The organism is Streptomyces sp. NPDC026589 (assembly GCF_040638385.1).
Classification (GTDB): Bacteria; Actinomycetota; Actinomycetes; order Streptomycetales; family Streptomycetaceae; genus Streptomyces.
In genome coordinates, this window is sequence record NZ_JBEZYG010000022.1 from 120752 (window position 1) to 145813 (window position 25062).

The following is a 25062-nucleotide window of genomic DNA, read 5'->3' on the forward strand; positions in this document are numbered from 1 at the left end:
CGGCGAACGCGACCGGCCCCGGTCACTCCTCGCGGGCGGCGGGCAGGTGGGGCAGCCGCCCGGCCGCCACGACGCCCTCCAGGTACCCCCGGGCTCGCTCGGTGCGCGGATAGGCCTCCAGCAGCCGCCAGAACCCGGGACCGTGTCCGGGAACGAGCAGATGTGCCAGCTCATGGAGGAGTACGTAGTCGACCACGTACTCCGGCATGCCCTGCAGGCGGTGCGAGAGCCTGATGCTGCCCTCGGCAGGGGTGCACGAACCCCAGCGGGTGTTCTGGTTGGTCACCCAGCGCACCGAGACGGGCCTGGCGCGGCCGTCGAAATACTGGGCGGACAGCCGCCCGGCACGCTCGACGAGTTCGGTGTCGCCCAGGACGCGCTTGCTCTCCTGGGCGGCGAGCTTGTCCAGCATCACGCCCACCCAGCGTCGTTCCTCCGCCTCCGACATGCGGGCGGGGATGAGCACGATCGTGCGGTCGCCCTCGCGGTACGCGGAGACCGTTCTCCTGCGCCGGGTGCTCCTGCGGACCTCGACCGCGCTCGTCGCCGAAGCGCGGGCCTGATGGGCTGCCGCGCTGCGCTGATGGCTTCCGGCGCTGGGCGCGGGGGTCTCCCCGGCGAGGCCGGACGACGGGTCGGCGGACACGCCACGACGTTACCCGCTGGCCGCGGGGGAAGTCCCACCCCCGGCGACGGTCGGCGGCGATCCGCACTACGGCACACGCCATGCGAACGACCACACGCTTGAACGATCAAGGGCTTGAATGACTAATGACCTGCGCCTGTGGACAACTCCGGGCGAGGTTCGGCGCCGGCCCGCATTCTGGCGGAGGTCCTACGGAAAGGCCCGTGGATCAACCGGTCTGCGGGCACCGCTGTGCCCGCGACACCGCTCAGGGGGAGAAATCATGTATCCGATGCTGAAGCCCGCACTGCGCCGCGCCTGGCGCGGACGGAACACCGTGCAATTCGGTGTGACACCCGCACATGCCGTGACGCTCGGCCCGGTGGACCTCGCCACGGGGAGCTTCCTGGAACTGCTCGACGGCACGCGAGGACTGCCGCTGCTGCACGAGGAGGCCCGGGCCCTGGACCTGTCGGAACGCCATGTGGACACCTTGCTCTCACGGTTGGCGGAGGCCGGGCTCCTGGACGACCCGAGGTCGGCCGGTCCGGGAGCCGATGCCCTGTGCCGTCGCGCCGAGGTGATGGACCGCCAGCGTCCCGATCTGGCCTCCCTGTCGGTCGTCCGTCCCGAGCCGGGCGGCGGCACGCGCCGGATGGTGGCCCGGCGGGCGATGCGGGTCCAGGTGCGAGGCGCGGGCCGGGTCGGGGCGTCCATCGCCTCGGTGCTGTCGGGCGCCGGGGTGGGGCACGTGGAAGTACTCGACGGGGGCCGGGCCGAGCACGGGGACGTGGCGCCCGGGGGGCTCCCCCCGGCATCCGTGGGGGAACGGCGCGACGTGGCGGCCCGCCGGCTCGTCCGCCGGTGCGCGCCCGGGCCCGCTCCCCGGCGGGCGAGGACGGACGGAGCGGCGGCCGACCTGCCGGGGAGCGCCGGGCAGCCCGGTCTGTCCCTGATCGTCGTCGCTCCCCGGGACGGCCTCGCGGTGTACGCGCCCGTCGCGGACACGGCCGGACCCTGGATCGCGTCGGGCACTCCCCATCTCTATGCGGGAGTGATCGAGGCCACCGGCGTGGTCGGGCCTCTCGTCCTGCCCGGGGGCACCGGGTGCGCGGGCTGCCTGGAGCTGCACCGCGCGGACCGGGATCCGCAGTGGCCCCGGATGCTGGCGCAGTGGCGTTCCGGACGGCGGGGAGCGGTGCCCGCCTGCGATCTGGGGCTCGCGACGGCGGTCGCCGGTCTCGCCGCCGCACATTCCCTGGCCTTTCTGGACGGTGACCTCCCTGCCAGTACCGGAGCTCGTTGGGAGGCCGCTCTGCCCTTGCTGGACTGGCGTTCCGAGCCGATCGGCCCACATGCGGACTGCTCCTGCGGCGCGGCCGGGGGCGCTACGAGGGAACGGCCCTCCGGTGTTCTTCCGGCGCAGGACACAATGGCGGGGTGACCGCCGTCGTCGGAGAGATCCCGGAGGCACGAGCGGCACGGCAGTCTGGGAACTGGAGGGGCACATGTCTGATCTTCCCCGGAAGGCGGTTACGCGTACGGCCAAGCTGGCCGCGCTTCCGCTCGGCTTCGCCGGCCGTGCCACATGGGGTCTGGGCAAGCGGATCGGCGGAAAGTCGGCCGAGCTGGTCGCCCGTGAGGTGCAGCAGCGCACGGCGGACCAGTTGTTCAAGACTCTGGGCGAGCTGAAGGGCGGGGCCATGAAGCTGGGCCAGGCCCTCTCCGTCTTCGAGTCGGCCCTGCCCGAGGAGGTCGCCGGCCCGTACCGGGCCGCGCTGACCAAGCTCCAGGAGGCCGCGCCGCCGCTGCCCGCACGCACGGTCCACGGGGTTCTCGCGGAACGGATCGGGGAGGACTGGCGGGAGTATTTCCTGGAGTTCGAGGACACGCCGGCGGCCGCCGCCTCGATCGGGCAGGTGCACCGGGCGGTGTGGCACGACGGCCGCGAGGTCGCGGTGAAGGTGCAGTATCCCGGCGCGGGCGAGGCGTTGCTCTCCGACCTCTCCCAGCTCAGCCGCTTCGCCCGGCTGCTCGGCCCCCTGGTCCCGGGGATGGACATCAAGCCGCTGATCAAGGAGCTGCGGGACCGGGTTTCGGAGGAACTGGACTACGAGCTGGAGGCCCGGGCGCAGCAGGAGCACGCGGTGGAGTTCGAGGGCGACCCGGATGTGGTGGTCCCTCAGGTGGTGCACCAGTCCGATCAGGTGCTGGTGACGGAGTGGATCGATGGGATCCCGCTGTCCGAGGTCATCGCGGAGGGGACGGCGGAACAGCGGGACCGTGCGGGACAGTTGCTGGCCCGCTTCCTCTTCTCCGGTCCGGCACGCACGGGCCTGCTGCACGCCGACCCGCACCCGGGCAACTTCCGGCTGCTGCCCCCGGCGCCGCGGAACGCCGAGCATACGGAGAACGCGGAGCATACGGAGGGCGCGGCGCTCACGGAGGACGCGACGCTCACGGAGGAGGACCGCGGTTCGTTCGGGTCGTGGCGGCTGGGGGTGCTGGACTTCGGCACGGTCGACCGGCTGCCGGGCGGGCTGCCGCGGAACATCGGCGACTCCCTGCGGCTGACGCTGGAGGGCGACGCGGCGGGGGTGTACGGGCTGCTGCGCGAAGAGGGCTTCGTGAAGGAGTCGATCGACCTGGACCCGGACGCGGTGCTCGACTATCTGCTCCCGATCATCGAGCCCACGCAGGTGGAGGAGTTCACCTTCAGCCGGGGCTGGATCCGTGAACAGGCAGCCCGGATAGCCGATCCGCGCTCCCCCGCCCATCAGCTCGGCCGGCAGCTGAATCTCCCGCCGTCCTACGTCCTCATCCACCGGGTGACGCTCAGCACGATCGGGGTCCTGTGCCAGCTGGGCGCGACGGTCCGGCTGCGCGACGAGCTCGAGGCGTGGCTGCCGGGGTTCCTCGCGGAGGACGTCGAGGACGTCGAGGACGTCGAGGACGTCGAGGACGTCGAGGACGCCGAGGACGCCGAGATGGAGGGGACGGAGTACGCCGAGGAGGAGGGCGAGCCGGAGGGGGAGCCCGCCCAGGCGTAGGAGAGGTCAGGGAGCCTCGGTCACCACCAGAGTGAGTCGAGGCGGCTCTCGATGGCGCGGATGTGGAGGCGGGCACAGCCCTCGCAGAAGAGGAGACGGCGTCCGTCCTCCACGGAACAGAGCCAGGTCGGAGGGGCGGTGTCGCCCTCGGCTGCGGTGCCGCAGCGGGCGCACACCACGCTGTGATCGGCGGGTTGTTCGGGGGGATGGGTCTCCTCGTCCACCTTCTGACGATATCCCCGTGACCGGATGGGCGGCGGTACAACGCACTGCGGGGCCGCCCGTGTCCGGACGGCCCCGCGGTGACGTGATGGGTGCACGGTCAGTGCATGACCGCCATGGCCAGCGCGCGGCGGGCGCGCAGCGAGGCGCGCTCCGCTCGGCGCTGCATCCGGCGGGCGGCGATCAGGCGGGCCGACTGGCGGTCCTCCTGGGCCTCCCGCAGGCGGTCGCGCATATGCGCACGCGCCATGGCTTCTGGGATGAGTTGCATTTCGCGGGTCCTGTTCTGACGCGAGTCGTTCGCGCCGATGATGGTGACGTCGGGGGTTGCGGAGCCGACGGGCTCCTTCGTGGGGGTGATCATCGGTGCCTGATTCCGGGGGTCATGGGTCTGGGGACGGTCGATCGTTCCGAGGCGGAGCCTGCGTGTGGGGGCGGGGACCCCACAGGTCGCGGTCACGCTGCGACCGGGTTCTTGCGCGGACGGCCACGCGGACGCTTGCGGGCCACGACGACGCCCTGGACGAAGAGCTCGCCACCCCAGACACCCCACGGCTCGCGGCGGTCCTTCGCCCCGGCGAGGCAGGCCTCGACGAGCGGGCAGGTGCGGCAGAGGGACTTGGCGTACTCGACGTCGGCGGGCGACTCGGCGAAGAAGACCTCCGGGTCGTAGGAACGGCAGGGGACCGGTACGCCGAGGTTCTCGATGGCGTCGTCGAGCGCGGTGAGCGTGGTGAGCGGGGTCAAGGCGGAGTCCTCCGTGGAGCCGGGCGGCGAGATCGGGGTGGAAAGCGGTACTGACGGGGCGTGCGTTTCGATGTGCACGGTGGGTGGTGTCCTCGTCTGGTCGTGCCGGCCTGTTGGCCGGTTGGCGGCTGCTGGTACCAGGTCCTGCTTGTCCCGAGGCTCCTTCGCTCCGTCCTGTCCGTTCGGACAAAACAAAAGGGCCGCGGATCCCGAGTGGGGTTCCGCGGCCCTGAAGGCGCCGGCCTGATGCTGGATCAGGCTGGATCGCTCCAGGGTTCAGGCCCACGGAAGGCCCACATCGTGTGGTGGTGCTGCGTCTGCTTCTCGGCTCCGGCACCGGCTGCCGCAAAGGCATAGGCCTGAGCCTGTGCTGCCTTCGCTACTGCTGCCGCCGGTGCCTCGATCGGTCGCTCATTACGCTCCCGCGTCACGGGCAGGCTCACCAGGGACAGCGGACGGACGGCGGAGACGCCGGACAGACCGGTGGCGCGAAGCGAGGCGACCGAGGAGCGGGTGAGGCCGAGCGAGCAGGCGGAGACGACCGAGAGATCGGTCATTTTCTGGGTTTCGATGATGCTGATCACTTCAATCGCCTCCTCTCGGCGTCTCAGGGGGACCGGCCGGGACCGGTCCTGCGTATTCGGATAAGTACAGCACGGAATCTGGGCTTCAGAGAAGTCGCTGTTCCCGTGGTTAAGAACCTATGGTGACGACTGGGGCGGGCGCAAACTATTTTCTGGACGAGTTTTCCTCAGGAGTCGTCCGCGCCCTCCTCGGACTCGCCGTCAATCGCCTCACCTGCGCAGATGGCCAGAACATCGGTGCCGAAGCGGCCCAACTTCCGGTTGCCGACGCCGGCGATGACGACCAGCTCGCCCGCGGTGGACGGCACGGCCTCGGCGATCGCCATGAGCGTCTTCTCGGTGAACACGCAGAAGTCCGGCTGCCCCAGCAGGGCCGCCTGCGCGGCACGCCAGTCGTACAGCCGCCCGTACAGCGCCTCGTCCATGTCCGAGGGGCACTCCTCGCAGCGCATCAGTTTCATCTCGCCCGCGTCGGTGAGCGTGCGTCCGCAGACCCGGCAGCGCACCGGGCTCCTGGGCTTGCGCTCGACGGCCGGGGTCCGCTCGACGGCGGCCCGGCCGGATCCCCGGTCGATCCCTCCGCCGCCGCCCGCTCCGCTCCGCGCGCCCGAGGCCGTCGAGCCCGGGCGCAGCCCGTTCAGGAAGCGGGTCGGCCGTCGGCTCGCCCGGCCGCCCGGTGACCGGGACAGGGCCCAGGAGAGCGAGAGGTGGACGCGGGCGCGGGTGATGCCGACGTACATCAGGCGCCGCTCCTCCTCGACCTGCTCGTCGGTCTTGGCGTAGGCGATCGGCATCATGCCCTCGGTGAGTCCGACCAGGAACACGGCGTCCCATTCGAGGCCCTTCGCCGAGTGCAGCGAGGCCAGGGTCACCCCCTGGACCGTCGGGGCGTGCTGGGCGGCGGCCCGCTCGTCCAGCTCACGGACCAGGTCGGTCAGGGTCGCCCCCGGTCTCGCCGTCTCGAAGTCCTCCGCGAGGCGCACCAGCGCGGCCAGCGACTCCCAGCGGTCACGCACGGCTCCCGATCCCGCGGGCGGCCGGCTGGTCCAGCCCTTGGTGGAGAGCACCGCCCGCACCTGGGCGGCCAGGTCCTCCGCCCCGTCGAGGAGCGAGTCGTTGCCTCCGGCGCGGGCCGCGCCGCGCAGGGCGGTGCCCGCCTCGCGGACCTCCGCCCGCTCGAAGAACCGCTCGGCGCCGCGCAGCTGGTAGGGCACCCCCGCGTCCGCCAGTGCCTGCTCGTAGACCTCGGACTGGGAGTTGACGCGGTAGAGGACGGCGATCTCACCGGCCGGCACGCCCGCGGCGACGAGATCGCGGATCCGCCGGGCGGTGCCCTCGGCCTCGGTGGGCTCGTCCGCATACTCCGCGTAGACGGGCTCGGGCCCCTTGTCGCGCTGCGAGACCAGCTCCAGCCGGTGGTCGGCCGCCTTGCCGTGGGCCTGGCTCAGCAGGCCGTTGGCAAGGTGGACGACCTGGGGGGTGGAGCGGTAGTCCCGCACCAGCTTGACCACGGTCGCCCCGGGGTGGCGGGTACGGAAGTTCAGCAGGTGGTCGGGGGTGGCTCCGGTGAAGGAGTAGATCGTCTGGCTGGCGTCGCCGACGACGCAGAGATCGTCCCGGTCCCCGACCCAGAGATCGAGCAGCCGCTGCTGGAGCGGGCTCACGTCCTGGTACTCGTCGACGACGAAGTGCTGGTACTGGCCGCGCACGTGCTCGGCGATGTCGGTCCGGTCCTGGAGGATGCCGACGGTGAGCAGCAGCACGTCCTCGAAGTCGATCACCGAGCGGTCGCGCTTGAGCTGTTCGTACGTGGAGTAGATCTGGGAGAGGACCGCCGGATCCCGGGGGGCGTCACGCTGGGTCTTGGCGACGACCGCCGGATAGTCGGCGGGGACGGTCTGGGTGACCTTGGCCCACTCGATCTCACTGGTGACGTCCCGCAGCTCGTTGCGGTCGAGACGGAGCTCGCAGCGGGCGGCGGCCTCGGCGACCAGCTGCACCTTCCGCTCCAGCAGCCGGGGCAGCTCGCCACCGACGGCTTTCGGCCAGAAGTACTGGAGCTGGCGGAGGGCGGCGGAGTGGAAGGTCCGCGCCTGGACGCCGGTCGCGCCGAGCTGTCGCAGGCGGCCGCGCATCTCTCCGGCGGCCCGGTTGGTGAAGGTGACGGCGAGCACCGTGGCCGGCTGGAGGATGCCCGCACGCACCCCGTAGGCGATGCGGTGCGTGATCGCGCGGGTCTTGCCCGTACCGGCTCCGGCCAGCACGCACACCGGTCCGTGCAGGGCCAGAGCCACCTCGCGCTGCTCGGGGTCGAGCCCGTCGAGCACGGCGTCCGGGGTCTCGGGAACCTGGGGGAAGAGGGTGGAGTGCGTTGCTGCTGTCACCCCGCCATGCTGCCAGGTCCCACGGGGCGGATGCGGCGGTTGTCCACAGGGGTGAGGTATTCGTCGTACCGGTTACGGCGGCACGGGGGCCGGTATGGGGCCGGTATGGGGCCGATACGGGGGCGTGGTGGGAATGGTGGCCGCGTCCCGTACGTTCCCTATCCATGCGGAGGGGCCGTCGACAGCGGCCCGACCGCTGGTGACGCTGCCGGCCGCGCAGCGTACGGACGAGACGAAGGAGCGCCAGCGACATGGCGGGCACTGTGACGATGTACAGCACCACCTGGTGCGGCTACTGCCGTCGGCTGAAGAGCCAGATGGACCGCGAGGGCATCGCGTACAACGAGGTCAACATCGAGCACGACCCGGAGTCGGCCGCCTTCGTCGAGAAGGCGAATGGCGGAAACCAGACGGTCCCCACGCTGCTGATCGTGGCCCCCTCGGGCACCGAGTCGGTCATGACGAACCCGTCGCTCGCCCAGGTGAAGCAGGCGCTCGCCGCCTGATCCCGGCCGGTGGACGACCGCCCGTCGCGCCCATCACTGCCCCCGGCACCGCCGGGGGCAGTGGTGTGTCCGGGGGTGCTCAGTCGGTCCGCTTCGCGCTGCCGGGCCTCGGGAGCGGCTTGCCGTACCAGAGCTCGATCAGGCGGGCCGCGATCGAGATGCCGAACGGGGGCATGACCTCGCCCGACTCGAAGGCGGCGGTGAGGTCCTCGCGGGAGAACCATCGGGCCTCCTCGATCTCCTCGCCGTCGACGGTGATGTCGAAGGTGGTCGCCCGCGCCATGAAGCCGAGCATCAGGCTGGAGGGGAACGGCCAGGGCTGGCTGGCGATGTACTCGACCTCGCCGACGGTGATCCCGGCCTCCTCGTACACCTCGCGGGCAACGGACTGCTCGATCGACTCCCCCGGCTCGACGAACCCGGCGAGCGTGGAGAAGCGGCCCTCGGGCCAGTGCACCTGGCGGCCCAGCAGGGCCCGGTCCCGGTCGTCGGTGACCAGCATGATGACCGCCGGGTCGGTGCGCGGGTAGTGCTCGGCGCCGCAGGCCTGGCAGCGGCGGATGTGACCGGCCGCCGCGATGACGGTGCGCTCGCCGCAGCGGGAGCAGAAGCGGTGCAGCCGCTGCCAGTTCTCCAGGGCGACGGCGTGCGCCATCAGGCCCGCGTCGCGGGGGCCGAGGAGAAGCCCTGCCTCGCGGAGCCCCGCGGGCCGGGCCGACTGGTCCATGCGGCCGGGCAGCGAGTCCTTCTGGAGCGCGAAGTAGCTGACGCCGCCCTCGTCAGTGCCGAGGAAGTACCGGTGGGTCTCGGTGACCGGGGCCTCGAAGGCCTGGGTCATGACGATCTCGGTGCCCCCTTCGGGGGTGTCGTCGATCAGCACCTGCCCGCCGGAGACGACGAAGACGCGGGTCGTCGGGTGGCTCCACGCCACGGCCAGCCACGCCTCGTCGAGGCGGTGGTGTGCCGCGCGGTCGATGCCGCTCGGCGCGGTGAGGCCGATCGGGCGGTCTGCGGTGGCGTTGTCGAAGGTGCTCACAGGTGCTTCCTACTCCCCCTGGGTGGATCGGGTGTGCACAGATACGTGGAGGGTGTGCAGAGGATTCAGCGAAGTTCCGGTTCCGGGCGTGCGGTGGCGGGCATTCAGCGGGTACGGGCGTTCAGCAGGGACAGGGATTCAGCGCAGTGCCGTGGCCAGCTCGCCCCACAGGTGGGCGGTCGTCTCCACACCCTTGAGCAGCAGGTCGAGCTCCACCTTCTCGTCGGGGGCGTGCCAGCCGTCGGAGGGTACGGAGATGCCGAGGAAGAGGACGGGTGCGCCGAGCACGTCCCTGAGGTCGGCGGCGGGGCCGGAGCCTCCTTCACGGGTGAAGAGGATCTTCTTCCCGAAGGCCCGGCCCATCGCACGGGCCACCGCCTGGAGGGCGGGGTGGTCCAGCGGGGTCAGGCAGGGGCGGGTGGCCGGCTGGAAGGCGATCCGGTGGCGGACGCCCGCCGGGATACGGGACTCGGCCCAGGACTGGACGGCCCGCTGTACGCGGTCGGGGTCCTGGCCGTCGACCAGCCGGAAGCTGATCTTCACCAGGGCCGAGGAGGGGATGATCGTCTTGCTGCCGGCGCCCTGGTAGCCGCCGCCGATGCCGTTGACCTCGGCGGTGGGGCGGGCCCAGACGCGCTCCAGCGTGGAGTACCCGGCCTCGCCGGCCGCGGCCTCCGACTTCGCGGTGCGCAGCCAGGTGGCCTCGTCGAAGGGCAGTGCGGCGAAGAGGGCCCGCTCGGTGTCGGTGAGGTCGGTGACCCCGTCGTAGAAGCCGGGGACCGCGACCCTGCCGTCCGCGTCGTGGAGGGCGGCGACGAGGCGGGCGATCTCGGTGGCCGGGTTGGGGACGGCTCCGCCGAACGATCCGGAGTGGATGTCCTGGGCGGGGCCGTACAGCTCGATCTCGCACTCGGCGAGGCCGCGCATGCCGGTGCAGACGGTCGGGGTGTCCTCGTCCCACATGCCGGTGTCCGAGACGATCACCGCGTCGGCGGCGAGCCGGTCCGCCCGCTGCTCGGCCAGGGCGCGGAAGTGCGGGGAGCCCGACTCCTCCTCGCCCTCGATCAGCAGCTTGAGGTGGACGGCGGGGGTGGAGCGGCCGGTCGCCGCGAGGTGGGCGCGGACCCCGAGGGTGTGGAAGAACACCTGGCCCTTGTCGTCGGCCGCGCCGCGTCCGTACATCCGGCCGTCCCGGATCACCGGCTCGAACGGGTCGGTCGCCCAGCCGTCCTCGCGCGCGGCGGGCTGCACGTCGTGGTGGCCGTAGACCAGGACCGTCGGGGCGTCCGGGTCCTCGCTGGGCCACTCGGCGAAGACCGCCGGCGCCCCGGGGGTCTCCCAGATCTCGGTGATCGGGAAGCCGGTCTCCTTGAGCTTGGCGCTCAGCCACTCCGCGCTGCGCCGGACGTCCTCGTCGTGCTCCGGCTGCGCGGAGACGGACGGGATGCGCAGCCACTCCGCGAGGTCGTCGAGGAAGGCTGCGCGGTGCTGTTCGGTGTACGTACGGACGGCGCTGTCCGGGGTCTCGCTCATGCTCTTGAGCCTATCCGTCCTCGGGGGCCGGCTCGTCCAGCAGGATCCGCTCCAGCTCTGCCCGGCCGGGCAGTCCCCGCGGCTGGACGGTCTCCCCGCTGCGTACGTAGAGGAAGGTGGCGGTGACCTCTTCGAGCGGCAGGTCGTGCAGTTCGGCCCAGGCCAGCCGGTAGACGGCGAGCTGGAGCGGATCGGCGGTGCGGTGGCGGGTGGTCTTCCAGTCGACGATCTCGTACCGGTCGCCCGTGCGGTAGACGGCGTCGATCCGGCCCCGGATCACGCGGCCCGCCAGGGTGATCTGGAACGGCGTCTCCACCCGGTACGGCGTGCGCCGGGCGTACGCGGTGCGCTCGAACGCCTCCTTCAGCTCGGCGAGGTCCCGCTCGTCGGCGATCTCCGCGTCGCTCTCGTCGCCCCCGGGCAGTTCGTCGGGGCCGAGCATGGGCAGCGGCAGTTCCTCGTACCGCGATTCCACCCAGGCGTGGAACCGGGTGCCCCGGCGGGCGGCGGGCTGGGGCGGGCGGGGCATGGGCCGGGCCAGCTCCCGGGCGAAGGCGTCGGGGTCCTCGGCCAGGCGCAGCAGCTGGGTGGCGGAGAGCGCGGCGGGCACGAGGACCTCGCGCACGGTGGCGCGGGCGCGGCGCAGCTCCCCGGCCAGGGAGTCCAGGTCCCGGTCCCAGGAGGCGAGGGTGCGGGCCTCCTCGGGGGTGAGCCGTTCCGCGGGACCGGCCTCCTGGGGGTGGCGGGCGGCCGGGATGTGCGGGGGCGGGGGCGGTGCGGTGTCAGGTGCCGGGTCCGGTGCCGTCCCGGGTGCGCCCGGGGGGCGTTCGGTGGGGAGCGCGTCCCAGTCCCACTCCTCGTCGGCCGGCTCCGAGTCGAGCGGCTCGGCGTCGACCCACTCCTCGTCGGCCGGCTCAGCGCCGAACAGTTCCGCGTCGAACAGTTCCTCGTCGGCGGGTGTGTCTTCGGGCTCGTGCGAAGCCTCACCGGTGGCCAGCCGCTCCAGGTGGGCCAGCACCGTGTCCCGGGCGGCGCGGCGGCGGGCCAGGGCGTCGGCGTCCAGCGGGAGCGGCCAGGCCAGGTCGGCGTCCCGTTCCGCGAGGGCCGGGTTCTCCTCGTCCTCCGCGGGCTCGTCCGCCCAGGCCTCGATCTCGCCGTGGCCCGCCGCGCAGTGCTCGTACAGCGCGTCGAGGAAGGCGGACGGGCCGCGGGTCTTCTTCTGCGACGGGCCCCACCAGTGGCCGGAGCCGAGGAGCAGGGAGCGGGGGCGGGTGAAGGTGACGTAGCCGAGGCGCAGTTCCTCCGTGTGCTGGTGTTCCTTCATCTCCGCCTTGAACGCCTTGATCCCCTTGGCGTCGAGGCCGTCGCGAGCGTCGAGGGCCGGGAGCGTCTCGGCGTCGCCGCGCAGGGCGTGCGGGAGCACCTGGGCCTGGGCGGTCCACGCCTCCCGGGCCCGGTCGCTCGGGAACTGGCCCGTGACCAGTCCGGGTACGGCGACGACGTCCCATTCCAGGCCCTTGGACTTGTGGGCGGTGAGGACCTTGACGGTGTTCTCGCCGCCGGGCAGCGCGTTGTCGAGGCCTTTCTCGTACTGTGCGGCGGTCCGCAGGAAGCCGAGGAAGGCGAGCAGGGTCGCCTCGCCGTCCAGGGAGGCGAACCGGGCCGCGGTGTCCAGGAAGTTGGCGAGGGTCTCCCGGCGGCGGGCGGCCAGCGCCTGCGGGGACGCGGACAGCTCGACCTCAAGGCCGGTGGTGGCCAGGACCCGGTGCAGGACGTCCATCAGGGGGTCCGCGAGCGAGCGGCGCAGGTCGCGCAGCTCCCGGGCGAGGCGGGCGAAGCGGACGCGGGCCTCGGCGGAGAACGGCAGCCCGTCGTCGGCCGCGTCCCCCACGACCAGGAAGGTGTCCAGCGCGTCCGCGAGCGATATCACCTCGGCCGGGTCCGTGCCCTCGACCGCGTCCGCGAGCCGCTGGTCCGCGTCGGCGTCGTCCGCGTGGCCGGCCCGGTGGACGAGGAGGCGGGCGCGGCGGCCCAGGAGCGCGAGGTCGCGGGGGCCGATGCGCCAGCGCGGTCCGGTGAGGAGGCGGACGAGGGAGGCGTTGGCCCCCGGGTCCTGGAGCACCTCGCAGACGGCGACCAGGTCCGCCACCTCGGGCAGGTGGAGCAGCCCTGCGAGGCCGACGACCTCGACCGGGATGTCCCGGGCGACGAGCGCCGCCTGGATCTCGGGGAAGTCCCCGGCGGTGCGGCACAGGACGGCGATCTCGCCCGGCGGGGTGCCGGTGCGCACGAGGTGGGCGAGGGAGTCGGCGAGCCAGTCGATCTCCTCGGTGTGCGTGGTCAGCAGGGCGCAGCGGACCATGCCGTCCCGCTCGGCTCCCGGGGCGGGGCGCAGCGCCTCGACGCCCTCGTGCATCGCCCGGAGGGGTTCGGCGAGGCTGTTGGCGAGCTGGAGGAGACGGCCGCCGCTGCGCCGGTTCTCGCTGAGGCTGTAGCGGGTGGCGGGGGCGCCGTCCGCGTGCGGGAAGTGTTCGGGGAAGTCGTCGAGGTTGGCGACGGACGCGCCGCGCCAGCCGTAGATCGCCTGGCAGGGGTCGCCCACGGCGGTCACCGCGTGGCCGGTGGGCGTGCGGCCGCCCTCGCCGGACTCCGTACCGCTGCCGAACAGCGCCGAGAGCAACAGCCGCTGGGCCACCGAGGTGTCCTGGTACTCGTCGAGGAGGACCACCCGGAACTCCTCGCGCAGGATCTTCCCGACCTCGGGCCGGGTCAGGGCCAGCTCGGCGGAGAGGGCGATCTGGTCGCCGAAGTCCAGCAGGTCCCGGCTGCGCTTGGCGGTTCGGTAGCGCTCGGTGAGGGCGAGGAGGGAGCGGCGGGCCTCGGCGGCCTCGGGGATCTTGCGGAGGTCGGCGTTGCTGAGTTTCGTGTGCTCCAGGGCGCTCAGCAGCTCGGTGTCGTGACGGTGCAGCGCGCCGGGGCTCACAAGGTGTTCGGACAGCTCCCCGTCGAGCGCCAGGAGATCGCTGACCAGGGTGGGGAAGGACCGGGTGAGCGCCGGATAGGGGCCCGGGGCCTCGCGCAGCACCTTCGCGGCGAGCTGGTAGCGGGTGGCGTCGGCGAGGAGGCGGGTGGTCGGCTCCAGGCCGATGCGCAGGCCGTGCTCGGTGAGGAGGCGGCCGGCGAAGGCGTGGTAGGTGGAGATGGTGGGTTCGCCCGGGGGGTTGTCCGGGTCGATGACGTCGGGGTCGGTGACCCCGGCGGCGATGAGCGCCCTGCGGACGCGCTCGGCCAGTTCGCCCGCCGCCTTGTTGGTGAAGGTGAGGCCGAGAACCTGCTCCGGCGCGACCTGTCCGGTGCCCACCAGCCAGACCACACGGGCGGCCATCACCGTGGTCTTGCCCGACCCGGCTCCGGCCACGATCACCTGCGGGGCGGGCGGCGCGGTGATGCAGGCCGTCTGCTCCGGGGTGAACGGGATCCCGAGGAGCTCCTTGAGCTGCTCGGGATCGGTGAGGGGTGGGGACACGTGAGAAACGGTAACCGGAGCCGCTGACAACCCGGGCCGATGCCCACGAAAGGCCCTACTCCACCACCTGTCGGCCTTCCGGCTGAGCGCTGCACGAGGCGCGGAAGGCGCAGTGGGCGCAGTGGGCGCCGGTGGTGGGCGTGAAGCGTTCGTCCAGGACCTTTCCGGCGGCGGTGGCGAGCAGGCCGGAGACCCACTCCCCCGCCAGTGGTTCCTGGGCCTGGACCTTGGGGAAGGCGTCGCCGCCCTCCTTCTTGGGGGCGGGCTGACGGAGCTGGACCAGCTCGGCGCCGCCCGGCTCGGGGCGCCGGCCGTCGAAGACCTCGTCGACCGCGCCCTCGCGGACGGCGAGCTGGTAGACGGCGAGCTGGGGGTGGGCGGCGACCTCGTCCTTGGTGGGCGCGCTCTTGCCGGTCTTGAAGTCGACGACGTACGCCCGGCCCTCGGCGTCCTGTTCGACCCGGTCCATCGAGCCCCGGATGCGGACGGCGTACTCGCCCGCCTCCAGCGTCACGTCGAAGTCGTGCTCGCTCGCGGTGGGTGTGCGGCCGCCCCGGTCCAGGACGTGCCACTGGAGGAAGCGTTCCAGGGCGGCGCGGGCTTGGTCCTTCTCCTGGTCGGACTTCCAGGGGGCGTCGAAGGCGAGGCCGTTCCACACGGAGTCCAGGCGTTCCATGAGGACGTCCAGGTCGGCGGGGGTCCGGGAGGAGGCGACCTCGTCGGCGAGTACGTGGACGACGTTGCCGAACCCCTGGGCGGCGGTGGCCGGGGCGTCGGCCTTCACCTCGCGGCCCAGGAACCACTGGAGGGCGCAGGTGTTGGCGAGCTGGTCCAGCGCGCTGCCGGAGAGGGTGACGGGCTGGTCGCGGTCGCGGAGCGGCACGGCGGAGCGGGTCGGCTCCTCCAGACCCCACCAGCGGTACGGGTGGGCCGCGGGCACCAGCGGCTGCCCCTCGTCGTCGGTGAGCGCGGCGAGCCGGGCGAGGCGGTGGGCGGCGGCCTCGCGCAGCGCGTCGGAGGCGGCCGGGTCGACCGTGGTGGCGCGCAGTTCGGCGACGAGCGCGGCGACGGCGAGGGGGCGGCGGGGGCGGCCGGTGACGTCGCGGGGTTCGACGCCCAGCTCGGTCAGGAAGCGGGAGGGCTGGTCGCCGTCGTCGGCGGGGGCCTTCACGGCGGTGACGACGAGGCGGTCGCGGGCGCGGGTGGCGGCGACGTAGAAGAGCCGGCGTTCCTCGGCGAGGAGGGCCCCGGGTGTGAGGGGTTCGGCGAGTCCGTCGCGGCCGATCCGGTCGGCCTCCAGGAGGGAGCCCCGGCGGCGCAGGTCGGGCCAGACGCCTTCCTGGACCCCGGCGACGACGACGAGCCGCCACTCCAGGCCCTTGGAGCGGTGGGCGGTCATCAGGCGTACGGCGTCGGGGCGGGCGGTCCGCCGCGAGAGGGTGTCCGCGGCGATGTCCTGGGCGTCGACCTCTTCGAGGAAGTTGAGGGCCCCGCGCCCGCCGGTGCGCTCCTCGGCGCGGGCGGCCGTCTCGAACAGGGCGCACACGGCGTCGAGATCGCGGTCGGCGTTGCGCCCGCCCGCCCCGCCGCGCAGCGCGGCCCGCTCCAGCCTGCCGGGCCAAGGGGTGCCGTTCCACAGGGTCCACAGGGCCTCCTCTGCGGTGCCGCCGCCTTCGAGGAGCTCGCGGGCCTTGCGCAGGAGCGCGCCGAGGCGCTGCGCGCCGTGGGCGTACGCCGGGTCGTGGGTGACGAGGCGTTCGGGCTCGGCGAGGGCGCGGGCCAGCAGTGCGTCGGAGGGTGCGGGGACCCGGATCCCGGCGGCGCGCTCCTCGTCGCGCAGGGCCCGGCCGAGGCGGCGCAGGTCGGCGGCGTCCATGGAGCCGAGCGGGGAGGTGAGGAGGGTGAGGGCGGTCTCGGAGTCGAGCCAGGGGGCCGCCGCTTCGTCCTGCTCCTCGACGCCGCGGGCGGTGTCCGGCCCCTCGACGCCGCGGGCGGTGTGCAGCGCGGCCACGGCCACCGTCCGCAGCGCCGTCAGCAGGGGGGCGACGGCCGGTTCGTGGCGCAGCGGCAGGTCGTCGCCGTCGACCTCCAGGGGGACTCCGGCGGAGGTGAGAGCGCGGCGGACGGCGGGCAGCGAGCGGCCTCCGGCCCGTACCAGCACGGCCATCTCCTGCCACGGCACCCCGTCCTCCAGGTGGGCGCGGCGCAGCAGGTCCGCGATGTTCTCCAGCTCCGTGGACGCGGTCGGGTAGGTGTACGTCTCGACCCGGCCGCCGTCCCGGACGGCGGCCGGGTCGCGGTGGGCGCGGACCATGTCGGCGGGCAGCCGGGTCAGCGGCATCCGGCGAGTGAGCAGCCGGGTCGCCGCGAGCAGTCCGGCCCCGGAGCGGCGGGAGGTGGTGAGGACGCCCACGGGCGCGGGCCCCCCGTCCGCCCGGCGGAAGGTGTCCGGGAAGTCGAGAAGGCCGTTCACATCGGCGCCCCGGAACGTGTAGATCGACTGGTCGGGGTCGCCGAAGGCGATCAGCGTCCGCCCGCCGCGCGCTGCCGCCCCGCGCTCCTCGGCGTACCCCGGCGCGCTCCCCTGGTTGCCCGCCAGCGCGTGCAGCAGGCGCACCTGGGACGGGTCGGTGTCCTGGTACTCGTCGACGTACACCGCGTCATAGCTCCCGGCCAGCCGCTCCGCCACCTCGGGGCGCTCCGCGAGCAGGACCGCGCGGTGCACCAGCTCGGCGTAGTCCAGGACGCCCTGGGCGTCGAGGATGTCGAGGTACTCGGCGAGGAACCGGGCCGCCGCCGTCCAGTCCGGGCGGCCGGTGCGGCGGGCGAAGGCGGCCAGCGCGTCCGGGCCGAGGCCCAGTTCACGGCTGCGGGCGAGCACGGCGCGCACCTCGTCGGCGAAGCCGCGGGTGGTCAGGCAGGACCGCAGCTCGTCCGGCCAGCGGACGTGGGCCAGGCCCGCCTTCTCCAGGTCGAGCTGGCCCGCGAGCAGTTCGCGGACGGTGACGTCCTGCTCGGGTCCGGACAGCAGGCGCAGCGGATCGGCGAACAGGTCGGCGTCCTGGTGGGCCCGGACCAGCGCGTAGCAGTACGAGTGGAACGTGGTGGCCTGCGGGCCCCGGGCCGCCCCGAGGCGGGCGGCCATCCGGTCGCGCAGCTCGACGGCGGCCTTGCGGCTGAAGGTGAGGACAAGGATGCGGGCGGGGTCGGCGCCCCGGTCGACCCGCGCGGCGACGGATTCGACGAGGGTGGTGGTCTTCCCGGTGCCGGGCCCGGCGAGGACCAGCAGCGGGCCGCCCGGGTGGTCAACCACCGCGCGCTGGCCTGCGTCCAGGAGGGGGGGATCCACGGAACCCGGCGGAGTGCGGACCAGGCGGTACGCACCCGTGGTCCGCGGCCGTGACTCACGGTGCGGACTGTGCCGGATGGAGGAGGAACTCACGTGGATCGCCGGTCCTGGTGGGCGTACGCGGATGTACGAGTGATGGGTGAGGGTCGGGTTCGGTGCGGACGGGGTCGGTGCGGACGGAGAAGAGGGGAGGAGCGGAGCGTGCCGCGCGATGACGACGCTACGCCAGCGACGGCACGGGAGGCAGCGGCTGTGCCGCGTCGCTCATCACGTGCGCTGCCGCCATCACGTGCGCTGCCGCCGTCACGTGCGCTGCCGCGTGGGGCCGTATCCGTCGGGGGCCGATGGCGGAAGCTGTCAGGTGTGAGCTTTCTCGCCCCGACCGCCCGCACCGCCCGCGTCACCACCAGCGCCGTCGGCGTCACCGTCCGCACCGCGCCCTTCATGAGGCACGGCTCCCGTCTGTCCGCCCTCCGCACCGCCACCGCCGCCGTCCGGTCGCACACCGCCGTCCCAGCGGGCACGCCGCATGTCGATGCGCGGAATGTGCCCCTCCGCCCGGTGCGACGCCTCGCGCAGCGGGGTGCCCTCGGCGCGGTAGTGGTCCAGCGCCCGCAGCTCGTGGGCGGGGAGCAGGGTCCCGTCGGAGCGGACGACGCGCCACCACGGCACGGCCGATCCGTACAGCGCCATGACCCGGCCGACCTGGCGGGGTCCCCCCTCGCCCAGCCACTCCGCGATGTCGCCGTACGTCATCACCCGGCCGGGCGGGATCAGGTCGGTCACATCGAGGACGCGCTCCGCGTACTCCGGCAGTTCGGCGCCGGTCGGGGCGGTACCGGAGCCGCTCTCGTCCGTCTGGTCCTGGCTCATCCGTCCCATCCTGCCGTACGCCACCGACAGCCCGGCCGAAACGGTAGCCGTCCGGGCACACCGCGTGCACCCGGGCGGAAAGGAGCGTATGTTGCGCTTCCCGCGCCCGTGCGATGCACCCTGATGCCCCCCTCTGTCTACGGGCCGTGCCACCATCATGCGGGCGGTGACCGGTGATACCAGAACACGAAGACGGACCAGAGGCGATGAAGGAGCAGGGCGTGCAGCCACCGAAGGCGGCGGACGCCTCCGATGCCGGGGAGCGCCCGCAGGGTGATTCCGAGTCCTCCGGAGCGCCCCGTGCCGACGGCCCCACGGCGTCCGCCACCGGACATCTGGCCGGCTCGACACCGGCCTCGGCCGAGGCCGCTCTGACGGACCGCGTCTCCGGCGACGAGCCGCTGCTCCCCGCCCGGGTGCACCGCCCCTCCGACCTGATGCGGCTGCTCATCGGGGTGCTCGCGATCGCGGTCCTGTTCTCGATCGCCGCGTTCGCCCAGGGCACCACCACCGGCCTGGAGGACGACATCTCCAAGGGCACCGAGCAGGCGCCCGATCTGTTGATCAAGATCGCCGGCCTGGTGTCCAGCATCGCCGTGCTGCTGGTGCCCGTCGCCTTCGCCATCGAACGCCTCATCAAACGCGACGGGCTGCGCATCGCGGACGGTGTGCTCGCGGCCGTGCTCGCCCACGGGGTGACGCTCGCCACCGACCTCTGGGTCTCGCGGTCCGCGCCCGGCACCATCCAGGACGCGCTGACCCAGCCGCAGACGGCCGGCGGTCTGACCGACCCGGTCCACGGCTATCTCGCGCCGGTCATCGCGTACATGACGGCGGTCGGGATGGCACGGAGGCCGCGCTGGCGCGTGGTGCTGTGGGTGGTGCTGCTGCTCGACGCGTTCGCGATGCTGGTGGGCGGGTACACCACCCCGTTCTCGATCATCCTCACCGTGCTGATCGGCTGGACCGTGGCGTACGGGACGCTGTACGCGGTCGGCTCGCCGAACGTCCGCCCCACCGGCCAGCACCTGATGGCGGGGCTGCGGCACGTGGGCTTCCGCCCGGTAGCGGCGATGCGCACCGAGGACGCCCCGGACCACGCCGACCAGAGCGACCGGGGACGGCGCTATCTGGTCACCCTGGAGGACGGCCCCCCGCTGGACGTCACCGTCGTCGACCGGGAACAGCAGGCCCAGGGGTTCTTCTACCGGGCCTGGCGGCGGCTCACGCTGCGCGGGATCACCCAGCGGCGCTCGATCCAGTCGTTGCGCCAGGCGCTGGAGCAGGAGGCGCTGCTCGCGTACGCGGCCATCGCCGCCGGGGCGAACGCGCCCAAGCTGATCGCCACCTCGGAGCTGGGCCCCGACGCGGTGATGCTCGTCTACGAGCACATCGGGGGCCGGACGCTGGACTCGATGGAGGACGAGGAGATCACCGACGATCTGGTGCGTGGCACCTGGCGTCAGGTGAAGGCTCTCCAGTCGCGCCGGATCGCGCACCGCAGGCTGACCGGTGACGCGCTCCTGGTGGACCGTTCCGGCAGGGCGTTCGTGACGGATCTGCGCGGCGGTGAGATCGCCGCCGGTGATCTGGTGCTGCGGATGGACGTGGCCCAGTTGCTGACCACGCTGGGGCTGCGGGTGGGGGCCGAGCGGTCGGTCGCCGGGGCGCTGGCCGTGCTGGGCCCGGACGCGGTGGCGGACTGTCTGCCGCTGCTCCAGCCGATCGCGCTGAGCCGTTCCACCCGGGCGACGCTGCGCCGGATCGCCCGCGAGCGTTCCCAGCGCGAGCGGGAAGCGGTGGTGGAGGCCTCGCAGGCGGCCAAGCAGGCGAAGGCGCAGGCCGCTGAGGACTCCACCGCGGACTCCGCCGGGGAGTCCACCGGTGGGACTCCCCCGCAGCACGGCGCGGACCGGGGAACCGAACCGAAGGCGGGCCCCAGGACGAGCCCCAAGCCAGACCTCAAGGCGGACCACAAGGCGGAGCGCAAATCGCTGCGCACCGAGAAGCAGGCCGAGAAGCGCGCCATGGACGACGCGCTGGAGGAGGCCCGCGAGGAGGATCTGCTCGCCCAGATCCGGCGTCAGGTGCTGCTGATCCGCCCGCAGGCCCCGGTCGAACCGGTCCGCCTGGAGCGCATCAAACCGCGCACCCTCTTCAGCTTCATCGCCGGGGCCATCGCCGCGTACTTCCTGATCTCACAGGTCACCCAGGCGAACTTCGGGGTGGTCGTGGAGCAGGCGGAGTGGGGCTGGGTGGCGGCCGCCCTCGGATTCTCGGCGCTGAGCTACGTGGCGGCGGCGATGAGTCTGCTGGGCTTCGTGCCGGAGCGGGTGCCGTTCTCGAAGACCGTGCAGGCGCAGGTGGCCGGCTCGTTCGTGAAGATCGTCGCGCCGGCGGCCATCGGGGGCGTGGCCCTGAACACCCGCTTCCTCCAGCGCGCCGGGGTGCGCCCCGGGCTCGCGGTGGCGAGCGTCGGGGCCTCGCAGCTCTTCGGGCTCGGCGCCCACATCATGCTGCTGGCGCTGTTCGGGTATCTCACCGGTACGGAGCGGACCCCGGACTCGCTGACCCCGTCCCGGACGGTGATCGCCGGTCTGCTGACGGTCGCGGTGCTGGTGCTGGTGGTGACGGCGGTCCCGTTCCTGCGGAAGTTCGTGGTGACGCGGGTGCGCTCGCTGTTCGCCGGGGTCGTGCCGCGCATGCTGGACGTGGTGCAGCGGCCGCAGAAGCTGCTGACGGGCATCAGCGGCATGCTGTTGCTGACCGGCCTGTTCGTGCTCTGCCTGGACGCCTCGATCCGGGCGTTCAGCGGTCCGGACGTGCCCCAGCTGAGCTACGCGAGCATCGCGGTGGTCTTCCTGGCCGGGAACGCGATCGGCTCGGCGGCCCCGACGCCGGGCGGAATGGGCGCGGTCGAGGGCGCGCTGACGCTGGGCCTGATCGCGGTCGGCCTGCCGGCGGAGGTCGCGGCGCCCGCGGTGCTGCTCTACCGGGTGATGACGCTGTGGCTGCCGGTGCTGCCGGGGTGGATCGCCTTCAACCAGCTGACCCGCAAGGGCGAGCTGTAGCCGGAGGCCGTGGCCGGGCGAGCAGCCCCGCCCGCCGGGCCCCCGCGGGCGAGCTGCGGCCCCGGCCCTGTCGTCGAACTCCCGTCGCCGCCCGGAGGGCAGCCCGGCAGCAGCGGGCCCCCGCCACCCGCATGGACCGCGCCCGGCCGCGCTCCCCGGCGCCCCGCCGCACGATGGGGGCATGAGGACTTCCCCCGCTCTGCGTGCCGCCGCCCTCGCCGCCACCGTGCTGCTGCCGCTGGCCGCCTGTTCGGGCGACGGTGACGGGGAGGGGTCCTCGACGCCCACCGGGGCCTCGACCGCCTCTCCGTCCTCCACCGCCGACGATCTGGCGTCGCAGCAGCTCGCATGGTCCCCGTGCCCGCCCCCGAACTCGGCCCAGGGCGGCGGCGAGTCGCCGTCGCCGCTGCCCGGCGGCGTGGTGTGGGAGTGCTCCTTCATGGACGTACCCCTCGACTACGCGGAGCCGGACGGCCGCACGATCGAGCTGGCGCTGGTGCGGGCGAAGGCCAAGGAGCCGAAGCGGCGGATCGGCTCGCTGGTGTTCAACTTCGGCGGACCGGGCGCGTCCGGCGTCGCGACGCTGCCCGCGTTCGGCACCGAGTACGACAAGCTCCGTACCCGGTACGACCTGGTGAGCTTCGACCCGCGCGGGGTCGGCCGCAGCGAGGGCGTCGAGTGCGCCGACGACGCCCAGCTCGACGCTTTCTACCAGGAGGACTCCACCCCGGACGACGCGGCCGAGGAGAAGCAGTTCGTCCAGGGGCAGAAGGACTTCATCGCGGACTGCGAGGAGAACTCCGGCCCCGAACTCCCCTTCGTGGGCACGACGAACGCCGCCCGCGACATGGATCTGATGCGCACGGTGCTGGGCGACGACAAGCTGCACTACTTCGGCATCTCGTACGGTACCGAGCTGGGCGGCGTCTACGCCCACCTCTTCCCCGACAAGGTCGGCCGGGCGGTCTTCGACGCGGTGGTCGACCCCACGAAGGACGCCGAGCAGTCGGCCATCGGCCAGGCCCAGGGCTTCCAGTTGGCCCTGGACAACTTCACGAAGGACTGCGCGGAGCGCGACGACTGCGCGCTGCCCGGGGCCAGTCGGCAGGAGGTCGAGCAGGGCATCGCCGATCTGCTGGCCGAGCTGGAGGAGGAGCCCGTCGACGGACTCGGCGACCGGGCGCTGACGCAGACGCTGGCCACCACCGGCATCGCGTCCGCGCTGTACTCCAAAGAGACCTGGCCGCTGCTGGAACAGGGCCTGGACGAGGCGGGCGGCGGGAACGGCGGGCTGCTCCTCGCCCTGGCCGATTCGCTGAACGGCCGCTCGGAGGACGGGCGGTACGACAACTCCAACGCCGCCAACATCTCCATCAACTGCGCGGACAGCGAGCAGCGGTTCTCGCTGGAGCAGACGAAGGCGGCGCTGCCCGCGTTCCGCAAGGCGTCCCCGCTGTTCGGGGACTACCTGGGCTGGGGCCTGATGAGCTGTACCGGCTGGCCGGTGGCGGGCGCCTGGAAGACCCCGGATGTCAGCGCCCCCGGCTCCGCTCCGATCCTGGTCATCGGCAACACCGGTGACCCGGCGACCCCGTACGCGGGTGCGAAGGCGATGGTGGAGAAGCTGGGCGAGGGCGTCGGCGTCGAGCTCACCTACGAGGGCGAGGGGCACGGGGCGTACAACAGCAAGGACGCGTGTGTGCAACGGACGGTGGAAGGCTATCTGTTGAACGGTACGGTGCCGAAGTCCGGCACCGTCTGCGGGTGACTCCGACCCCCGACTCCCTTGTCGCGCATGCCGGTTAGCATGGCCGCACATCTCAGCCGCCCGACGCGTCACCACCGGCCTCGGGCAGGACGCCCCCCAGGGAGGGAAGCCGGATCATGCGTGCGCACCGTCGTGGCCAGCGGGCCGCCGTCTCGACAGGAGCAGCCCTCCTCGCGGTGGGACTGCTGGCCGGCTGCGGCTTGTTGAGCTCGGAGCCGGAGGCGAGCGATCCGGCGGGCGGCGGTCCCGCCGGCGCCTCGGCCGCGCCCACGCCCACGAACCTCAAGGACTCCCCCAAGACACCGGAGCTGCCCTCCGCCCTCACCTCGCAGCGCCTCGACTGGAAGCGCTGCCCGGCCCCCCGGGGCGGCGAGGCCCCCGGCTCCGCCTGGCGTTGCGCGAGCGTGGAGGTACCGCTGGACTACGCGGAGCCGACGGGGGAGACGCTCTCCGTCGCGCTGGTCCGAAAGGAGGCCCGGGACAAGGGGCGGCGGCTCGGCTCGCTGCTGTTCAACTTCGGCGGACCCGGCGGATCCGGCGTCGCGATGCTGCCGCGCTCGGCCGACGCGTACGCAAACCTCAACTACCGCTACGACCTGGTGAGTTTCGACCCGCGCGGGGTCGCGGCCAGCTCCGGGGTGCGCTGCCGCACCGACAAGGAGCAGGAGCAGGCCCACCGGAACGTCGACCTGACTCCGGACACGGCGGCCGAGGAGACGGCGTTCATCGAGGACGCCGCGGACTTCGGCACCGGCTGCGAGCGCCGCTCGGGCGCGATCCTGCCGCACGTCGGGACGGTCGACGCCGCCCGCGACCTGGACCTGATCCGCGAGGTCCTGGGCGACGAGAAGCTGTCCTACTTCGGCTTCTCCTACGGTACGGAGCTGGGCGGAACGTACGCGCACCTCTTCCCGCACAAGGTGGGACGTACCGTGCTGGACGCGGTCGTCGACCCGACGGCCGACGGGACCGGGCACGCCCGCAACCAGACCACGGGCTTCCAGCGCGCCCTGGAGAACTACCTCAAGGACCGCGGCCAGGACCCGGAGGCGGGCTCCGAGCGCATCGCCCGGCTGCTGGCCCGCATGGACCGGAGCCCGCTGCCGACCGATTCGGGCCGCGAACTGAGCGAGTCGCTCGCCATCACCGGCATCGTCACCCCGCTGTACTCCGCATCGGACTGGCCCGCCCTGACGGCCGCGCTCGACGAGGCGGAGAACGCCGGAACGGGCAATGGTCTGCTCCGGCTCGCCGACTCGTACAACGGCCGGGACGAGCAGGGGCGTTACGACACCCAGAGCCACTCGCAGCGGGCGATCTCCTGCGCCGACTCGGCGTCCCGCCCCACCGTGGACGAGGCCCGCGCGCTGCTGCCGGAGTTCCGGAAGCTGTCACCGGTCTTCGGCCCGTTCCTGGCCTGGGACACCGTGGGCTGGTGCGCCCAGTGGCCGGTCGAGGGGGAGCACGAGACACCGGAGACCAGCGCACCGGGCGCGGGCCCGATCCTGGTCGTCGGGACGACCGGCGACCCGGCGACCCCGTACGAGGGGGCGCGGCGGATGGCGGACGAGCTGGGCAAGGGCGTCGGCATCCTGCTGACCAACAAGGGCGAGGGGCACGGGGCCTACGGCGGCAACGACTGTGTGACCTCGACGATCGACGACTACTTCCTGGACGGGAAGGTCCCCGAGGACGGCACGACCTGCTCGTAGGAGGGGCCCGGGAGTCCGGGCATACGGAAGGGGCCGGTCCGCGCGTGCGCGGACCGGCCCCTTCCGTACGGCATCG

Annotated in this window: 17 protein-coding genes; 6 read left to right on the top strand and 11 right to left on the bottom strand. The window is 73.1% G+C overall.

The window, feature by feature from the left end:
• Nucleotides 1-22: 22 nt before the first annotated feature.
• Nucleotides 23-646, bottom strand: a complete 624-nt coding sequence (locus AB0F29_RS31350) for a M48 family metallopeptidase (RefSeq protein ID WP_361879134.1) — start codon at nucleotides 644-646, stop codon at nucleotides 23-25.
• Between the two features lie 262 nt (nucleotides 647-908).
• Between AB0F29_RS31350 and AB0F29_RS31355 the strand changes: the two genes are divergently transcribed.
• Both AB0F29_RS31355 and AB0F29_RS31360 read left to right on the top strand, forming a co-directional pair.
• The gene (locus AB0F29_RS31355) at nucleotides 909-2069 is read left to right on the top strand and encodes a ThiF family adenylyltransferase (protein WP_361879136.1); all 1161 of its coding nucleotides are present in this window, start codon (nucleotides 909-911) and stop codon (nucleotides 2067-2069) included.
• Between the two features lie 64 nt (nucleotides 2070-2133).
• Nucleotides 2134-3675, top strand: coding sequence for an AarF/ABC1/UbiB kinase family protein (locus AB0F29_RS31360; RefSeq protein ID WP_361879139.1), 1542 nt, complete (start codon nucleotides 2134-2136; stop codon nucleotides 3673-3675).
• Nucleotides 3676-3695: 20 nt separating this feature from the next.
• Here AB0F29_RS31360 and AB0F29_RS31365 read toward each other — a convergent pair whose 3' ends face one another.
• From AB0F29_RS31365 to AB0F29_RS31385, 5 genes are all read right to left on the bottom strand, one after another.
• Nucleotides 3696-3899, bottom strand: a complete 204-nt coding sequence (locus AB0F29_RS31365) for a hypothetical protein (protein WP_361879141.1) — start codon at nucleotides 3897-3899, stop codon at nucleotides 3696-3698.
• Nucleotides 3900-3997: 98 nt separating this feature from the next.
• The gene (locus AB0F29_RS31370; protein WP_265599456.1) at nucleotides 3998-4357 is read right to left on the bottom strand and encodes a hypothetical protein; all 360 of its coding nucleotides are present in this window, start codon (nucleotides 4355-4357) and stop codon (nucleotides 3998-4000) included.
• Nucleotides 4354-4722, bottom strand: a complete 369-nt coding sequence (locus AB0F29_RS31375) for a WhiB family transcriptional regulator (protein WP_007460056.1) — start codon at nucleotides 4720-4722, stop codon at nucleotides 4354-4356. Before AB0F29_RS31375 ends, AB0F29_RS31370 begins: the two co-directional genes overlap by 4 nt.
• Before the next feature lie 176 nt (nucleotides 4723-4898).
• Nucleotides 4899-5228: a hypothetical protein gene (locus tag AB0F29_RS31380; protein WP_361879145.1), complete on the bottom strand. Its 330-nt coding sequence runs from the start codon at nucleotides 5226-5228 to the stop codon at nucleotides 4899-4901.
• A 167-nt stretch (nucleotides 5229-5395) separates the two neighbouring features.
• The gene (locus tag AB0F29_RS31385; protein WP_361879148.1) at nucleotides 5396-7612 is read right to left on the bottom strand and encodes an ATP-dependent DNA helicase UvrD2; all 2217 of its coding nucleotides are present in this window, start codon (nucleotides 7610-7612) and stop codon (nucleotides 5396-5398) included.
• A 251-nt stretch (nucleotides 7613-7863) separates the two neighbouring features.
• Between AB0F29_RS31385 and AB0F29_RS31390 the strand changes: the two genes are divergently transcribed.
• Nucleotides 7864-8118 (top strand): glutaredoxin domain-containing protein, encoded by a 255-nt coding sequence (locus AB0F29_RS31390; RefSeq protein WP_006127421.1) that lies wholly within the window; start codon nucleotides 7864-7866, stop codon nucleotides 8116-8118.
• Nucleotides 8119-8197: 79 nt separating this feature from the next.
• Here AB0F29_RS31390 and nudC read toward each other — a convergent pair whose 3' ends face one another.
• The 5 genes from nudC to AB0F29_RS31415 all read right to left on the bottom strand — a co-directional run bounded on the left by nudC (nucleotide 8198) and on the right by AB0F29_RS31415 (nucleotide 18435).
• Complete coding sequence (gene nudC / locus AB0F29_RS31395) at nucleotides 8198-9154, bottom strand: NAD(+) diphosphatase (RefSeq protein WP_018956332.1); 957 nt, start codon at nucleotides 9152-9154, stop codon at nucleotides 8198-8200.
• Nucleotides 9155-9292: 138 nt separating this feature from the next.
• Complete coding sequence (locus tag AB0F29_RS31400; protein ID WP_361879153.1) at nucleotides 9293-10687, bottom strand: dipeptidase; 1395 nt, start codon at nucleotides 10685-10687, stop codon at nucleotides 9293-9295.
• 10 nt (nucleotides 10688-10697) lie between these two features.
• Entirely contained in the window at nucleotides 10698-14213 is a 3516-nt protein-coding gene (locus AB0F29_RS31405; protein WP_361879156.1) for an ATP-dependent DNA helicase, read from the bottom strand.
• 55 nt (nucleotides 14214-14268) lie between these two features.
• Nucleotides 14269-17655: an ATP-dependent DNA helicase gene (locus tag AB0F29_RS31410; RefSeq protein WP_361879159.1), complete on the bottom strand. Its 3387-nt coding sequence runs from the start codon at nucleotides 17653-17655 to the stop codon at nucleotides 14269-14271.
• Between the two features lie 264 nt (nucleotides 17656-17919).
• Nucleotides 17920-18435 carry an MGMT family protein gene (locus AB0F29_RS31415; protein WP_361879162.1) on the bottom strand — a complete coding sequence of 172 codons (516 nt, stop codon included), beginning with the start codon at nucleotides 18433-18435 and terminating at the stop codon, nucleotides 17920-17922.
• 221 nt (nucleotides 18436-18656) lie between these two features.
• On the opposite strand from AB0F29_RS31415, the gene AB0F29_RS31420 reads away from it, so the two are divergent.
• From AB0F29_RS31420 to AB0F29_RS31430, 3 genes are all read left to right on the top strand, one after another.
• Nucleotides 18657-21506 carry a lysylphosphatidylglycerol synthase transmembrane domain-containing protein gene (locus AB0F29_RS31420; protein WP_361879165.1) on the top strand — a complete coding sequence of 950 codons (2850 nt, stop codon included), beginning with the start codon at nucleotides 18657-18659 and terminating at the stop codon, nucleotides 21504-21506.
• 181 nt (nucleotides 21507-21687) lie between these two features.
• On the top strand, nucleotides 21688-23274 hold the full coding sequence (locus AB0F29_RS31425; protein WP_361879168.1) for an alpha/beta hydrolase: 1587 nt from the start codon (nucleotides 21688-21690) through the stop codon (nucleotides 23272-23274).
• A gap of 116 nt (nucleotides 23275-23390) precedes the next feature.
• Complete coding sequence (locus AB0F29_RS31430) at nucleotides 23391-24986, top strand: alpha/beta hydrolase (protein ID WP_361879171.1); 1596 nt, start codon at nucleotides 23391-23393, stop codon at nucleotides 24984-24986.
• Nucleotides 24987-25062: the final 76 nt, after the last annotated feature.

Excerpts from the sequence above, each read along its gene's own strand:
- AB0F29_RS31355 (WP_361879136.1), top strand. The coding sequence starts at position 909 with ATGTATCCGATGCTGAAGCCCGCACTGCGCCGCGCCTGGCGCGGACGG.
- AB0F29_RS31390 (WP_006127421.1), top strand. The coding sequence starts at position 7,864 with ATGGCGGGCACTGTGACGATGTACAGCACCACCTGGTGCGGCTACTGC.
- AB0F29_RS31415 (WP_361879162.1), bottom strand. The coding sequence starts at position 18,435 with ATGAGCCAGGACCAGACGGACGAGAGCGGCTCCGGTACCGCCCCGACC.
- AB0F29_RS31400 (WP_361879153.1), bottom strand. The coding sequence starts at position 10,687 with ATGAGCGAGACCCCGGACAGCGCCGTCCGTACGTACACCGAACAGCAC.
- AB0F29_RS31360 (WP_361879139.1), top strand. The coding sequence starts at position 2,134 with ATGTCTGATCTTCCCCGGAAGGCGGTTACGCGTACGGCCAAGCTGGCC.
- AB0F29_RS31430 (WP_361879171.1), top strand. The coding sequence starts at position 23,391 with ATGCGTGCGCACCGTCGTGGCCAGCGGGCCGCCGTCTCGACAGGAGCA.
- AB0F29_RS31425 (WP_361879168.1), top strand. The coding sequence starts at position 21,688 with ATGAGGACTTCCCCCGCTCTGCGTGCCGCCGCCCTCGCCGCCACCGTG.